At 32.0% G+C, this 13,202-nt stretch carries 18 protein-coding genes; 7 read left to right on the forward strand and 11 right to left on the reverse strand.

The window, feature by feature from the left end; genetic code table 11:
• Positions 1-129 precede the first annotated feature (129 nt).
• From WPG_RS10980 to WPG_RS10995, 4 genes are all read left to right on the forward strand, one after another.
• The gene (locus WPG_RS10980; protein WP_045472483.1) at positions 130-681 is read left to right on the forward strand and encodes a PASTA domain-containing protein; all 552 of its coding nucleotides are present in this window, start codon (positions 130-132) and stop codon (positions 679-681) included.
• A 5-nt stretch (positions 682-686) separates the two neighbouring features.
• Positions 687-1,724 (forward strand): RluA family pseudouridine synthase, encoded by a 1,038-nt coding sequence (locus tag WPG_RS10985; protein ID WP_045472485.1) that lies wholly within the window; start codon positions 687-689, stop codon positions 1,722-1,724.
• Positions 1,725-1,803: 79 nt separating this feature from the next.
• On the forward strand, positions 1,804-2,562 hold the full coding sequence (gene yaaA / locus WPG_RS10990) for a peroxide stress protein YaaA (RefSeq protein WP_045472488.1): 759 nt from the start codon (positions 1,804-1,806) through the stop codon (positions 2,560-2,562).
• A complete protein-coding gene (locus tag WPG_RS10995; RefSeq protein ID WP_045472491.1) occupies positions 2,562-3,239 on the forward strand; it encodes a uracil-DNA glycosylase family protein in 678 nt (225 codons plus the stop codon). The genes yaaA and WPG_RS10995 overlap by 1 nt, the downstream gene beginning before the upstream one ends.
• 135 nt (positions 3,240-3,374) lie before the next feature.
• Here WPG_RS10995 and WPG_RS18630 read toward each other — a convergent pair whose 3' ends face one another.
• The 3 genes from WPG_RS18630 to WPG_RS11010 form a co-directional block, all read right to left on the reverse strand.
• Positions 3,375-4,826 carry a nuclear transport factor 2 family protein gene (locus tag WPG_RS18630; RefSeq protein WP_231850175.1) on the reverse strand — a complete coding sequence of 484 codons (1,452 nt, stop codon included), beginning with the start codon at positions 4,824-4,826 and terminating at the stop codon, positions 3,375-3,377.
• Between the two features lie 17 nt (positions 4,827-4,843).
• Positions 4,844-5,473 carry an O-methyltransferase gene (locus tag WPG_RS11005; RefSeq protein ID WP_052471241.1) on the reverse strand — a complete coding sequence of 210 codons (630 nt, stop codon included), beginning with the start codon at positions 5,471-5,473 and terminating at the stop codon, positions 4,844-4,846.
• Positions 5,474-5,571: 98 nt separating this feature from the next.
• Positions 5,572-6,447, reverse strand: coding sequence for an AraC family transcriptional regulator (locus tag WPG_RS11010; RefSeq protein WP_144374459.1), 876 nt, complete (start codon positions 6,445-6,447; stop codon positions 5,572-5,574).
• A 167-nt stretch (positions 6,448-6,614) separates the two neighbouring features.
• Between WPG_RS11010 and WPG_RS11015 the strand changes: the two genes are divergently transcribed.
• The 3 genes from WPG_RS11015 to WPG_RS11025 are packed head-to-tail and all read left to right on the forward strand — an operon-like array spanning position 6,615 to position 8,358.
• Positions 6,615-7,916, forward strand: a complete 1,302-nt coding sequence (locus WPG_RS11015) for a DEAD/DEAH box helicase (RefSeq protein WP_045472497.1) — start codon at positions 6,615-6,617, stop codon at positions 7,914-7,916.
• The gene (locus tag WPG_RS11020; RefSeq protein WP_045472500.1) at positions 7,917-8,132 is read left to right on the forward strand and encodes a DUF6500 family protein; all 216 of its coding nucleotides are present in this window, start codon (positions 7,917-7,919) and stop codon (positions 8,130-8,132) included.
• A 1-nt stretch (position 8,133) separates the two neighbouring features.
• Positions 8,134-8,358, forward strand: coding sequence for a VF530 family DNA-binding protein (locus tag WPG_RS11025; RefSeq protein WP_045472503.1), 225 nt, complete (start codon positions 8,134-8,136; stop codon positions 8,356-8,358).
• 12 nt (positions 8,359-8,370) lie between these two features.
• Here WPG_RS11025 and WPG_RS11030 read toward each other — a convergent pair whose 3' ends face one another.
• From WPG_RS11030 to trpA, 8 genes are all read right to left on the reverse strand, one after another.
• Positions 8,371-9,255, reverse strand: coding sequence for an alpha/beta hydrolase (locus tag WPG_RS11030; RefSeq protein WP_045472506.1), 885 nt, complete (start codon positions 9,253-9,255; stop codon positions 8,371-8,373).
• 64 nt (positions 9,256-9,319) lie between these two features.
• Complete coding sequence (locus tag WPG_RS18770; protein ID WP_262507846.1) at positions 9,320-9,454, reverse strand: hypothetical protein; 135 nt, start codon at positions 9,452-9,454, stop codon at positions 9,320-9,322.
• A 128-nt stretch (positions 9,455-9,582) separates the two neighbouring features.
• Positions 9,583-9,951 carry a hypothetical protein gene (locus WPG_RS18065; RefSeq protein WP_144374460.1) on the reverse strand — a complete coding sequence of 123 codons (369 nt, stop codon included), beginning with the start codon at positions 9,949-9,951 and terminating at the stop codon, positions 9,583-9,585.
• Positions 9,952-9,974: 23 nt separating this feature from the next.
• Positions 9,975-10,430 (reverse strand): tRNA (cytidine(34)-2'-O)-methyltransferase, encoded by a 456-nt coding sequence (locus WPG_RS11035; RefSeq protein WP_045472509.1) that lies wholly within the window; start codon positions 10,428-10,430, stop codon positions 9,975-9,977.
• Positions 10,431-10,451: 21 nt separating this feature from the next.
• Positions 10,452-10,814, reverse strand: a complete 363-nt coding sequence (locus tag WPG_RS18635; protein ID WP_231850176.1) for a T9SS type A sorting domain-containing protein — start codon at positions 10,812-10,814, stop codon at positions 10,452-10,454.
• Between the two features lie 42 nt (positions 10,815-10,856).
• Positions 10,857-11,519: a hypothetical protein gene (locus WPG_RS18640; protein ID WP_231850177.1), complete on the reverse strand. Its 663-nt coding sequence runs from the start codon at positions 11,517-11,519 to the stop codon at positions 10,857-10,859.
• Positions 11,520-11,595: 76 nt separating this feature from the next.
• The gene (locus WPG_RS11045; protein WP_045472512.1) at positions 11,596-12,438 is read right to left on the reverse strand and encodes a hypothetical protein; all 843 of its coding nucleotides are present in this window, start codon (positions 12,436-12,438) and stop codon (positions 11,596-11,598) included.
• Positions 12,435-13,202 carry a tryptophan synthase subunit alpha gene (trpA, locus tag WPG_RS11050; RefSeq protein ID WP_045472515.1) on the reverse strand — a complete coding sequence of 256 codons (768 nt, stop codon included), beginning with the start codon at positions 13,200-13,202 and terminating at the stop codon, positions 12,435-12,437. The genes WPG_RS11045 and trpA overlap by 4 nt, the downstream gene beginning before the upstream one ends.

The following is a 13,202-nucleotide window of genomic DNA, read 5'->3' on the forward strand; positions in this document are numbered from 1 at the left end:
TATTTAAAAGCTGTAATGTAAAAGTATCATTTATTTTAATAAACTAAATCTCTACTTCATACGTATTTTATTTGTGTGACGTTATTATAACGTTATAATTTCTTAGTTTTGTCATCAATTATTCAGCTTATGAGTTTTGTTAAGTTTCTTGCTAGTAAAGTGTTTTTTAAACAATTAGGATTAGCTATTGTGGCTATTATAGTATTGTGTTTTATAATACTTAAGTGGTTGGATATAACAACTAATAATGGGGAATTTATTGTAGTACCAGATTTAAAAGGTAAGTCTATTGAAACAGTTAAGATAGAATTAAAGGATTTAGATTTAGATTTTAAACTTCAAGATTCTGCAAATTATAATCCAAGCTATCCTAAATATGCTGTAATTGAACAGAATCCTGTTGCAGGTGCTGAGGTAAAAGAAAATAGAAAAATATATTTAATTACAAATCCATCTGGTTACCGAAAAGTTGAAGTTCCTAATATTCTTAAGCGCACGTTTAGACAGGCAAAACCACAACTACAAGCTTTAGAGTTTAAACTAGGAAGTATTACTTACATAGATAACATAGGAAAAGATGTTGTTTTGGGTATGAAGCACAATGGAAAGACTCTTAAGCCAGGAACACAACTGCCACTAACATCTACAATAGATTTAGTACTAGGTAATGGTAAGCGATAAATAAAATGCCAAATATTCCTGATATTCCCGAAGAAGAAAATGTGCTTTATGAGCATCATTCTTTTAGAGTCGTAAATGGTCAACAACCGCTTCGTATAGACAAATACTTAATGAATTTTATCGAAAATGCTACGCGAAATAAAATTCAAGTTGCAGCTAAAGATGGAAGTATTTTTGTGAACGGTAAAGTTGTTAAATCTAATTATAAAGTAAAGCCTAATGACCATATCACCGTAAAATTTGAGCATCCACCTCATGAGAATTTATTGATTGCAGAAGACATCCTAATAGACATTGTTTACGAAGATGATGATTTGTTAGTGGTGAATAAACCTGCTGGTATGGTGGTGCATCCAGGTCATGGCAACTATTCTGGGACACTAATAAATGGGCTAATTTATCATTTTGAAAACTTACCAAACAATTCAAGTGATAGACCAGGTTTAGTGCATCGAATTGATAAAGATACAAGTGGGCTTTTAGTTGTTGCGAAAACTGAACAAGCCATGGCGCATCTCTCTAATCAGTTTGCAAAAAAAACAAGCGAACGTGAATATGTAGCTTTGGTTTGGGGAAATATGAAAGAAGATGATGGCACTATTGAAGGTAAAATTGGTCGTCATCCTAAAAATAGATTGCAAAATACGGTGTATTTAGATGACGAAGATGAAAAGGGGAAGCCAGCAGTAACGCATTACAAAGTTATAGAACGTTTAGGTTATGTTACTTTGGTAAGTTGTAAACTCGAAACTGGTCGTACACATCAAATACGTGTGCATATGAAGCACATTGGACATACACTTTTTAACGATGCACGTTATGGAGGAGATCGCATTTTGAAAGGGACAACCTTTTCTAAATATAAGCAGTTTGTAGATAATTGCTTTAAGATATTACCAAGGCAGGCCTTACATGCAAAAACTTTAGGGTTTCAACATCCAACTAAAGGTGAATTTTTAAAATTTGAATCGGAAGTTCCAGAAGATATTGTACAATGTATTGAGAAGTGGAGACATTATGCAAAGCATCAAGATAATTTATAGTACTATTAGTATTTTTTGTTAAACCACGTTTAAAATATTCTTTGTAGTTCGTAAATTTGAATAGAATTAAAATTGAACTATGAAACTCGTACTATCACCAGCTAAATCTTTAGATTTCGAAACTAAACTACCAACAACTAAAACTACAGAAGGTTGTTTTTTAGCAGAAGCTGAGCGCTTAAACAAATTATTAAAGAAAAAGTCTGCTAGAAGTTTATCTAAGCTGATGAAGATTTCAGATAATTTGGGGCAGTTGAATTACGAGCGTAATCAAAATTGGCAATTGCCATTCACGTCTGAGAATGCAAGACCTGCGATTTATGCATTCAGTGGCGATGTTTATAGAGGTTTAGATGCTTACACTATCGATACTAAGAAATTAGATAAAGTAGAAGATACAGTGCGTGTTATTTCTGGTTTATACGGTTTATTAAAACCATTAGATTTAGTGCAACCTTATCGTTTGGAAATGGGAACGAAAATGCCTGTTGGAAAGAACAAGAACTTATATGAATTCTGGAAAAAGAAAGTGACTCAGGCACTTAATGATGAATTGGAAGACGATGAGTTGTTTTTAAACTTAGCTAGTAACGAGTATTTTAAAGCGATAGATGCAAAAACTTTAAAAGTACCAGTAGTTAAGGTAGCGTTTAAGGAATTTAAGAATGGTGAGTATAAAATGATAGCCATATTTGCAAAATTAGCAAGAGGATTAATGACACGTTATGTTATAGATACTGATGCTAAAACTATAGATGATATAAAAGGCTTTAATTACGATAATTATGGCTTTAGTGAAGACTTATCTTCTGAAAATGAGCTCGTCTTTACAAGATAGTGTTTTTTCATAAACATCCATACGCTCCTTTTATTCAAGAGGATACCAAAAAACTTATAGTTGGGACTTTACCGCCTCCTAGATTTTCTTCAGGTGAGTTATTAGAAAAGGATGTGAATTTTTGTTACGGAAGTTACTACAATTCGCTTTGGTTATTTATAGATAAAATCCACAGTCTCAATTTAAGATACGACAATTCGCAAGAAGCTATTGAAGAGCGTAAAGCTTTTTTAATTAAAAATAATATAGGCGTTTGTGATATTGTAGAAAGTGCAAAGCGAGAAAAAGTCGATGCTTCAGACTTGGGAATGCAAAATATTAAGTTGAGAGATGTCGTTGGTTATATAAAACAATATCCAAGTATAAATACCATTCTTTTTACAGGAGGAAACAGTAAAAATGGACCAGAATACTTTTTTAGAAGGCATCTAAAAGATTATAATTTAAAACTAGAATTAGTAAATAATGAAGTGCCAAGAATTCATAAATTCACTCTGCCTAACCCTGAACTTCAATTAGAGTCTGACAGAATAATAAAAACAGTATCACTAACTTCAGGATCTGGAGCTGCAAACATATCTATAAGTAGATTGCCTCTTTACAAACAACTCAAAGCTAAAAACCCAAAATTCAATACGTTTGATTTTAGAGTGATGCAGTATTCAGAGTTTATTTAAAAAGATATTTAGAGTTTTATTAAAGGATTAAAGATTATAAAGAAAAGCGCAAGCATTTATACTTGCGCTTTACAGCTATTAATCAATCAAAATCAAATCAAAATTATACAGAATAGCACTGTATTTTTTTAAATATTAGAATTTACCGTTGGTATTCTTCCAATTTTCTTCAGAAGGAATTGAAGAAATAACATCCCAATGCTCAACGATTTGACCATCCTCTAGTCTAAATAAGTCATAAAAAGCTGTATGTTCTCCTTTACCAAATTTACCTTCACTAATTGTTAATACAAAGTTACCTTGACCTAATACTTTATGAAGCTTTGTATATTCCATAACTAATCCATTTTCAGCAAAGTATTTCATAGCTGCTCCAAATCCATCTAAACCATCAGCTACAGCAGGATTATGTTGTACGTAGTTTGATGGATTAATATATGTTGTTAATTTATCCATTTCATGTCCTAGCAAAACCTTTTCAATAAAGTCTTTAACGGTATTTTTATTGGCTTCAGTTTTATCTAAATCTGTTATCGCTGTTGCACCATCAAATTGTGTTCTATCACTTGGATTTGGCTGTTGTACTTCCAATAAGTTATCCCAATGCTCTACGATAAGTCCATCCTCAAATCTAAAAACATCAAATGCTGCTTTTGGACCGAAGAAATCATATTCGGTATGTGTAAATACATAATCACCATCTTCGAATGCTCTTATAACATTTGCTTTAAATCCACCTTCTGGTGCGTGGTGCATTACTTCTCCAAAATCTGCAAGACCATCAGCTACATCCAAATTATGCTGAATGTATTTATTTGGATTAATGTAAGAAATTGGTGTTTGGTCACCTGTGTTAAAACTGTTTAGTAAAGCAACTACTTTGTCTTTTTTTAATAATTCCAATGTGTTGTTTTTTAGTGATTTAAGGGTTGTATAGCGTCCCATATTTATAGAAGATTGATCCATCATTCCCATAAATTCTTTAGAAACCGGAGCTTCCATAAAGGGTTGTAATGCAACATCTGAGTTACTTTTATTATCCCAGTATACAGCTACGATTTGTTCTCCTTTTTCGTTACTTCCTGTAATGCGTTGTTCATACCCTTTTTGTTTTACTGTAAAACCAGTTTCAACGCTTTTATTTGCTTTATTGAAAGCATCTATATTTATATCTGCTTTTGTATTAAAAGACATCACTTCAACAAATTTACTAGTGTTTGCATTAAAGCTATCACTAATAGTATAGCGAGACATATTCATTGTTGAATCATCAATCATTGATGCGTATTCTGTAACTGATGGGTCTGACATAAACTTTGTCATTGATACTTCTGCATTTTCATGAGTATCCCAATAGACCAAGACTACATAGTTGCCTTTGTCGTCAACACCACTTTGTCGCTTAATAAAACCAGGTTGGTTTATTGTAAAATTTCCTTCAACTTCTGCATCTAATTTGTTAAAAACAGAATTGTTAATAGTTGATTTCGTTTTAAAAGTAGTGACTTCTAAAACTGTTTGTGTTTTGGAACAGCTGGCTGAGCTTATTACTACAGCAAGAATTCCGATTACATTTTTGATTTTCATTTTATATAGTGTATTGGTTATAAATATTTAGTTAAATATGCTTTTCCGTTATGTATAGATTTTGTGGAATAAACGTTTCCTTTCTCTAGAACATAACTAGCATAGTTATGCGTGCCAGACATATCCATGTTATCAGCATAGATTAATGTGTTTTTATGAAAACGTGGTTCTAATAATTTAAAAAGTGGTAAGTAAAGATCTTTCCAGCCATCAAGAAATAGAAAATCTATAGGCTTATCAAAGTGCTTGAGTGTTTCCATGGCATCTCCAATTCTCACATCAACATAATCGCTCAGTCCAGCATCTTCAATATTATGAGTGGCTTTTTCGGCTTTATTTTCTAATAACTCTGTAGTAACTACTTTTCCACTAGTTTGTCGAGCTGCATCAGCGAGATATATGGTAGAAATTCCGAATGAAGTACCAAATTCCACTATGGTTTTACAATCATTTTCTACAATTAATTGCCGCATTACTTGTCCTTGTTCTCTTGAAACAGGAAGATATGTGTGCTTAAAGTCAATAGGTTGCATTGGACGAAAAGCAGATTTTACTAAGCCTTTTCCAATACGTATAAAATCTTTTTTTGCATCATTATTTAGTATATCTAATGTATGCTCAGTAGTATTTATTTCGTATATATTCATGTCAATATTTTTTAATTTAATAATGACACAAAAGTATAGGTGCAACTAAATTAATAGACTATAATAAAGAGGCTAATAACTGTAAAAATGAGAAAGTGTTAGTTTTCTAATCGAAATTGTTCTGGTGTGGTTAGAGTTTGACGTTTGAAATATTTGTAGAAATTAGTAGTTTCTTCAAACCCAGATTTATAAGCAATCTCTTTGATAGATAACTTGGTATTGAGCAATAATCGTTTAATCTGTTTAGTGCATATTTCATCAATAAACGCTTTGGCAGATTTATGAACAATATGTTTTGTAACTGTATTTAGGGTTTTTATGCTAAGACCCATTTGGTTCGCAAAGTCTTTAACTTTAGTGGTTTTGTTTACATTTTTTTCAACCAAGTGTTGGAGTTCAATAAACTCTTTTAGGTATTTTTTTTCAAAATTGAGTTGCTCGTGTTTTGCCTTTAGTCTCAATAACTGTGTCGTTAAAATATGAAGCTCATTTCTAATAACACTTAAGGAGTGGTCATCATTTATAGTAAAGTATTCATTCTCTATCCGCTTGATAAGTTGATTGATACTATTAAAATTAGTATTATCTAACTGTAATTTTGGAACACTTAAAAGTTCATTGAACAAAAGCATTGTTTTTTGTGCTTCTATTTTTTCGAGATAACTCACTAAAAATTGATTAGTAAAAGCGAGTAAAACACCCTTTAAAGATTTGCTTTTAAAAAACTTATGAATTTGGTCTTTTCTAATGGTGAGCAATGTGCCTTTTTCACATGCGTAATCTGTAAAATCGATGGTGTGATAGCCTTGCCCTTTTTCTATAAATAAAAGAATATAAAATTCGACCTTGTGATGTGCTTCAATAGAATGATCTAAACCAGTTCGCTGATATAATTCTTCTAATCTGATAATATCAAATTGAGATTTTAAGTTTTGCTGATTTTGAAATTTTATGCGTTTAGTTTTCTCGTTCATTTTAGAATCACACACAGCATTTGTACATGTATATAGTACTAAACGAAGTTACCTAAAATTTCCAGAAAGTCAAGTAAATAGAGCTTATCGAATAAATTAACTGTACCTTCGCTGAAATTATAAGAGGTGAGCTTTAAATAGATATTCATCTTAACTAAAAACGATGTATGTCATTTAAATCATTAGGCCTATCTGAGCCTTTACTAAAAGCTATAAGTAAAAAAGGATACGAAACACCATCTCCAATTCAAGCTAAGGCAATTCCGCCTGTTTTAGAAGGGAAAGATGTTTTAGCTTCTGCGCAAACTGGAACTGGTAAAACAGCAGGTTTTACATTGCCAATGTTGCATTTACTTTCAAAAAATCCAATTCAAAAACACAGACCAATACGAGCATTAGTGTTAACGCCTACTCGAGAATTAGCAGCACAAGTACATGCTAATGTAAAAGAGTATAGCGAATTTTTAAATATAAGAAGCACAGTAATTTTTGGAGGAGTCAATCAGAAACCACAAGTTGCTAGGATTAGACAAGGTATTGATATTTTAGTAGCGACTCCAGGTCGTTTAATTGATCTAGAAAGCCAAGGAGTGTTATCTTTAAAACGTGTTGAAATATTTGTTTTAGATGAAGCCGATCGTATGCTCGATATGGGCTTTTTGCGTGATATAGAACGCGTGATGAAGTTGATACCGAATAAGCGTCAGAACTTAATGTTTTCGGCTACATTTTCTAAAGATATTAAGAAACTTGCCTATTCGATTTTAGATAATCCGGTACACGTTGAAGCGACACCAGAGAATACAGCTGTTGAGATTATTGACCAAAAGGTACATCGTGTTGCTAAGGGTAAAAAGACAGGCTTAATTATTAAGTTAATTTCTGAAGGTAATTGGAAACAGGTATTAGTTTTTACTAGGACTAAACATGGAGCCAACCGTTTGACTAAAAAAATGATTAGTGCTGGCATTACAGCTGCTGCTATTCATGGCAATAAAAGCCAAGGGGCCAGAACCAAAGCTTTAGCCGGATTTAAAAGAGGAACAGTTCGTGTATTAGTAGCTACAGATATTGCTGCAAGGGGCTTAGATATTCCGTTGTTACCTCATGTTATTAATTTTGAGATCCCTAATATATCCGAAGACTATGTGCATCGGATTGGTAGAACAGGTAGAGCCGGAGCTAGCGGACAAGCCATTTCTTTGGTAAGTGCTGATGAGATTAGCTATTTACGTGGTATTGAAAAATTAATTGGGATGAAAATTGATGTTGAAATCATAGAAGGTTTTGAGCCAGATCCTAATGCGTCAACAGAGCCAATTAAGCCAGGACAGAATAGAAATAGAGGTAGAGGTGGGCAGCGAAACAAGACTTCTAATTCTAGAAACTCTGGAGGCGGTAATAAAAATGCTAATCACAACCGTAATAAAAATCGTAATCGAAGACGCAATAACGAAAATCGAAATTAAATGACACCAAATCTAAAAGCCAAAATCATAGAAGTTTGCGATAAGAAAATTGCTCAAAAAGGGCCTAAGGTTGGTGTTTCATTTTATGCGTTTTTTAAAAATAAAAATGATAATCCAGAATTATTAATGGAAGCAGCTACATGGTGGATAGAAACTCATCATTTAGATCATTTTGAGAAAGCAGTGAAGATTAAAGAATTAGTAAAAAATTTATAGTTTGTCAATTCAACCAAACAACCCATTACACGGAATAAAGCTAGAACAGATTATTACTGAGCTACAAGCGCATTACGGATGGGAGTATATGGGTTATCAAATCAATATTCGATGTTTTACTCATGATCCTTCTGTAAAATCGAGTTTAAAATTTTTAAGACGCACACCTTGGGCACGCACTAAGGTTGAGCATATGTATTTAAAGATGTTAAGCAAAAAACGATAGCTCTCTAGACAATTAATTATCCTTATGCATAGATTCACTAATAAATTCTAAGCCAATTGGTAATGAGTCTATCCAAAAATTCCATGTATGGCCACCGTCTCTTACCCTATACTCATGCGGAATACCTTTTTTTGTCAATTCTATATGCATTGTAGAATTACCAATAGTTAAAAAATCGTCATCACCACAATCAAAATAAATATCGACAGTTTTTAATAGCTTAGGATCTTTTTTTTCTATGAGTTCGAATAAATTAAACTCCTTTATGGCATCAGTAAGTCTAACTTTACCCTTTTCTCCTTTTACCTCCGGTGAAATACGACCAAAGTAGTTATCAAAATGTTCTTGACTATCGTTAATAATTTCTTCATCAGTTTTTAAACTAGAACTAAATGAAGCACAAACTCCAAATAGATTATGATGCTTAAGTGTGAGTCTTAAACTTCCATTTCCTCCCATAGAAAGTCCACTTATTCCACGATATTTTTTTTCATCTTTCACTTTATATTTAGCTTCAATGAAGGGTAAAAATTCTGTAATGAACATATCTTCATAAGGATAGGTGCCATCTCCTTTATTAATATATAACCTGTCATCACCATCTGGCATTACAATAATCATTGGTTCAATTTTTTTGGCTTTTATAAGTAGATTCACTATGTCTGTTAATAAGCCCTCCATATGCCAATCGGTTTCATCACCAGTAAACCCATTAAGTAAATACACTATTGGATATTTGTCTTTGGAATCATCGTAGCCATCTGGTAAATACACAGAATATTTTACAGATGTATTTAGAAGATTACTATCCATGTTGAGGCTTTCAATAACCTTACTTTGAGCATTAGAGATTGAAATTGATATAAAAATTAATAGCAGTGATTGAATTTTTTTCATGGATAGATATTTTAAAACTAAGTGAATAGTCAAAGTGATTTCTCAAATATATTAAATATGTATCTTAAAAAATCTCTTTTAATATATCGTCTTCATCTTCTTTATCTTTTTTTTCTACATTCTCAATAAGGTTTTTAGGTAAATTATCCTTTGATGAAAATTGTAAAGGAAATGGAACTAAACAGGCTAGGAAAATCATAAATATTAAGGCAATTAACCTTAAGGTTTTTTTTAACTTCATATATATAACGGCGTATAGCACCTCTAGAATTTGAGATGCAATTGACAATAGGTAATGGTTAGCCAATAAAGGCTACTATCTAATAATTATGATACGACGCTGTTATAATTCGTCTGGTATCTAGATTTACTGTAGTGCTTAGTATGGAGTTGATCTGCTCTAACCGAAAGAGTTTTGTAGATATAGATTTTAAAAGTTGCACTATTTTTTAAATCGTAATAATTTAGAAACTCTTTAAAAGTATGTAGTGAGAACTCTGAAAAAGAGTTAAACCTTGGTTTAATTACATTTTTAAAGGATATAGAAAAACGCGTATTCTCATTATAATCACCTATAACGAAAGCTGTCTTAATGGCTTCACGAGGTAAGTGATTAGTAACTCCAGTAAATGAGACTAAACTTAAGATAAGTGATAGTCCTATTAATATGAGATTACTGTTTTTTGCAAGTTTCACGTTCAAAGATAATGAATATATAACTATAGATTGAGTTGCCTTAAACCTTCATAGACAATAATGCCAACAGCATTGGCAAGGTTGAGACTTCTAATGTCTTTACTATAGAGAGGGATTTTAAAAAGTTGATTTTGGTATTTTTCTAATAACGATTTTGGTAAACCTACAGATTCTTTACCAAAGACTAGGAACATTTGATCAGTAAACTTAATATCCCAATGCGATTGTTTACCATGACTTGATAAGAATACCATTTTTGCATCCTTATTTTTTACAAAAAAATCATCTATAGAATCGTAATAGATTACTTCTAAGTGTTGCCAATAATCTAATCCTGCACGTTTGAGGCGTTTGTCATCGATTTCAAATCCAAAGGGTTTTACTAAATGTAGCCGAGAACCTGTGGCTAAAGCCAAACGGCCAATGTTACCTGTATTGTTTGGGATTTCGGGTTCTATAAGGACGATGTTAAGTGACATTATTTTAAATATACTTTAAAACTAGTCAATTAGAAATTTTTTATTGGCAATCGTAGAGTTTTTGTTTTTAAATAGGATAAAATAGAGTCCAGTTGTAAGCGATGAAACACGTATTGAGGTTTTTGGTAACTCTTTATCATAACTCATTATTAATTTAGCATGGCTATCATAGATTTCTATTTTGTCGTATACTAAATCGTCTTTAAGTTTAAAGCTTAGCGAGTCTACAGCTGGATTTGGGTATATACTAATATTATTTTCATTGACTTCAGAGATAGATAAACTGCTAACTTCCTGAACACTAAAATCTGAAAATAATACATCTTCATCTCTTAAATCGCTTGCCGAATTTAAGCTTCTGTAAATTCCCCATTTTGGTCTCACAAAATCTGCGCCAGCTCTCCAATTAATGATAGAATTATTAGATTACTCAAATAATATGGAATCATCACTCTCTTTCTTAATTACTATTTCGTATGTGCCAGAAGTACCATAAGTAATAGTTTCAGTAACGTTTAACCAATGTCCTTTAAAAGGTGCTAAATCTGTTTGTAATAGTGTTATTTGGTCATCAGTTTCGGCATATCTTAGTTCAATACGATCAGGATTTGATTTTCTTGCTGTTAAGGTATACATAGGCATCGAAGCTAAACTACCACCAACAGATTTTAATTGATGTAAGTGTGTAAAGCTAGGTGATACCTGAAAATCAGTATCGAGTTTAAATTTCCATTTATATATTACAATTTCATCTTCTACTCCTAATAAATTATCTGGTGACTGATTATAAGATTTTATTTCGTTTCGCTGTCTATCAAAATTTATACAACGATCATTATCTGGTGTGGTATGCATTGAGAATCTAAACACATTTTTATTTAGGTCTGCATCAAATATTTCATCTATGTGTCTGCCAAAAGCTGAGTGATTACAATCAGGAACTTCTATTGGATTATATCCAGGTGCTAATACAGAAGTAATTAGTTCGTAAGTATTGCCCGGTCCATCTGCATTCAAAGTCACTTGACCATAATTTAATAAGTGAACTAAACTAAGAAATATTGTTAGTTGAAGTTTGATGTTTTTCATAGCATCTAAAAATGGTTAACCAAACTGGTTACCCAAAAACACAAAAATATTGACACTTAAATATGACAAATTGAGATTAATTAGAATACTTATAATTTGTCTTTCCAAGAAGACCTAGGCCTTCAGAGGTAGCTCCATCTTCAATTAAAGTTGTTGGATTGATACTCCATTGTTCTGCGATTTTGCATATGTAAAATCTATTTGGCCACGGAATGGTGTATACTTCGTAAATTTCATCATCAAAGCCAATTATATATTCATCATTACCTAGGAGATTTTTAAAATTTGAAGGACTTTGTTTATAGGCTCTTGTTAGTTTTTCGCTATACCGAGATTGTTCCAAATCTCCTATAAGTTGAGTGGTTTTCTCGGCATTAGTTTTATTACCTTTTTCTGTAATAGTGCTATTGTCATTATAATAAATATAACGTTCTAATATACCATTATTGGCTTTAGCTAGGCCAAAGGTTTCTCTACCAATGTAATAGTAACTAAAATGATCAAAGGTTTTACTTAACTCTTCAGCAAAATCTTCGAAATCTTTACTTACAATGGCTGGTAAATCAAAACCCGTTACTAAAATCCATTCGTTATTGATTATTGGTGTTATAAAAACACGGCTGCTAAATTTATTTTTTCCTACTATTTTACTGAAACCTGTTTTCCAATTTGTTAATTCAAATTTATCCAAGCCAATTAATTCAGCTACTTTTTTCTGATCAGTAGTCTTTAGTGCTATCCAAATTCTTCTTCCTTGTGGGAAGTTGATAATACTATCAGCTTCAACTTTAGGTGTTTCTTGTTTTATTTCATTTACTGTGTTTTCATTTTGTTTATCCACTGATAACTTTTTATCAGAATTACATGCAGTAATCCCAATGCTGATGGTTAATAAATAAATGAGTTTTTTAAATATCATGGATTGATAATATTTTTCGTAAACTCATTTATATTTTCAATAGGGTTATTAGTAACATACTTTACAAAGGCAGAGCCAATAATAGCTCCTTTAGCATGTTTAGTGGCTTGTGTAAAGGTCTCACTATTTGAAATACCGAAACCAACAATTTGAGGGTTCTGAAGTTTCATATTAGCTATTCGTTCAAAGTATTTGGTTTGAGTATCACCAAAACCAACTTTTGCACCTGTTGTACTCGCAGAACTGACCATATAAATAAATCCATCAGAGACAGAATCAATATAATGAATACGTTCGTCAGAAGTCTGAGGTGTAATTAAAAAAACATTGATTAAGCCATACTTTTCAAAGGTAGCTTTATACTCAGAATGATAAACATCTACTGGTAAATCTGGTATAATTAAGCCATCAATACCAACGTCTTGACATTTTTTACAGAAGGCTTCAATACCATATTGTAACATTGGGTTAAAGTAACCCATAATGATTAAAGGAATAGAAACGGATTGACGAATATCTTTGATCTGCTCAAATAAGAGCTCGCTAGTCATGCCGTTTTTTAAAGCTTGAGTAGAACTTGCTTGTATCGTTGGTCCATCAGCTAAAGGATCACTAAATGGTAATCCTATTTCTATCATATCGACACCGCTATTTTCTAAATTTTGAATAATGGTTGCTGTATCATCTATATTAGGATAACCCGCTGTAAAGTATATAGATAAGAGTTTCTTGTTTTCTTCTAACTTTTGATTTATTCTGTTCAT

This window comes from Winogradskyella sp. PG-2 (genome assembly GCF_000828715.1).
GTDB lineage: Bacteria > Bacteroidota > Bacteroidia > Flavobacteriales > Flavobacteriaceae > Winogradskyella.

Coding starts and splice junctions, on each gene's coding strand:
- WPG_RS11045 (WP_045472512.1), bottom strand. CDS start 12,438: ATGATATTTAAAAAACTCATTTATTTATTAACCATCAGCATTGGGATT.
- WPG_RS11030 (WP_045472506.1), bottom strand. CDS start 9,255: ATGAAAAAAATTCAATCACTGCTATTAATTTTTATATCAATTTCAATC.
- WPG_RS11035 (WP_045472509.1), bottom strand. CDS start 10,430: ATGTCACTTAACATCGTCCTTATAGAACCCGAAATCCCAAACAATACA.
- WPG_RS11005 (WP_052471241.1), bottom strand. CDS start 5,473: ATGAATATATACGAAATAAATACTACTGAGCATACATTAGATATACTA.
- WPG_RS10985 (WP_045472485.1), top strand. CDS start 687: ATGCCAAATATTCCTGATATTCCCGAAGAAGAAAATGTGCTTTATGAG.
- WPG_RS11015 (WP_045472497.1), top strand. CDS start 6,615: ATGTCATTTAAATCATTAGGCCTATCTGAGCCTTTACTAAAAGCTATA.
- yaaA (WP_045472488.1), top strand. CDS start 1,804: ATGAAACTCGTACTATCACCAGCTAAATCTTTAGATTTCGAAACTAAA.
- WPG_RS18770 (WP_262507846.1), bottom strand. CDS start 9,454: ATGATTTTCCTAGCCTGTTTAGTTCCATTTCCTTTACAATTTTCATCA.
- WPG_RS18630 (WP_231850175.1), bottom strand. CDS start 4,826: ATGAAAATCAAAAATGTAATCGGAATTCTTGCTGTAGTAATAAGCTCA.
- WPG_RS10980 (WP_045472483.1), top strand. CDS start 130: ATGAGTTTTGTTAAGTTTCTTGCTAGTAAAGTGTTTTTTAAACAATTA.
- WPG_RS18640 (WP_231850177.1), bottom strand. CDS start 11,519: ATGAAAAACATCAAACTTCAACTAACAATATTTCTTAGTTTAGTTCAC.
- WPG_RS11020 (WP_045472500.1), top strand. CDS start 7,917: ATGACACCAAATCTAAAAGCCAAAATCATAGAAGTTTGCGATAAGAAA.
- WPG_RS11010 (WP_144374459.1), bottom strand. CDS start 6,447: ATGAACGAGAAAACTAAACGCATAAAATTTCAAAATCAGCAAAACTTA.
- trpA (WP_045472515.1), bottom strand. CDS start 13,202: ATGAACAGAATAAATCAAAAGTTAGAAGAAAACAAGAAACTCTTATCT.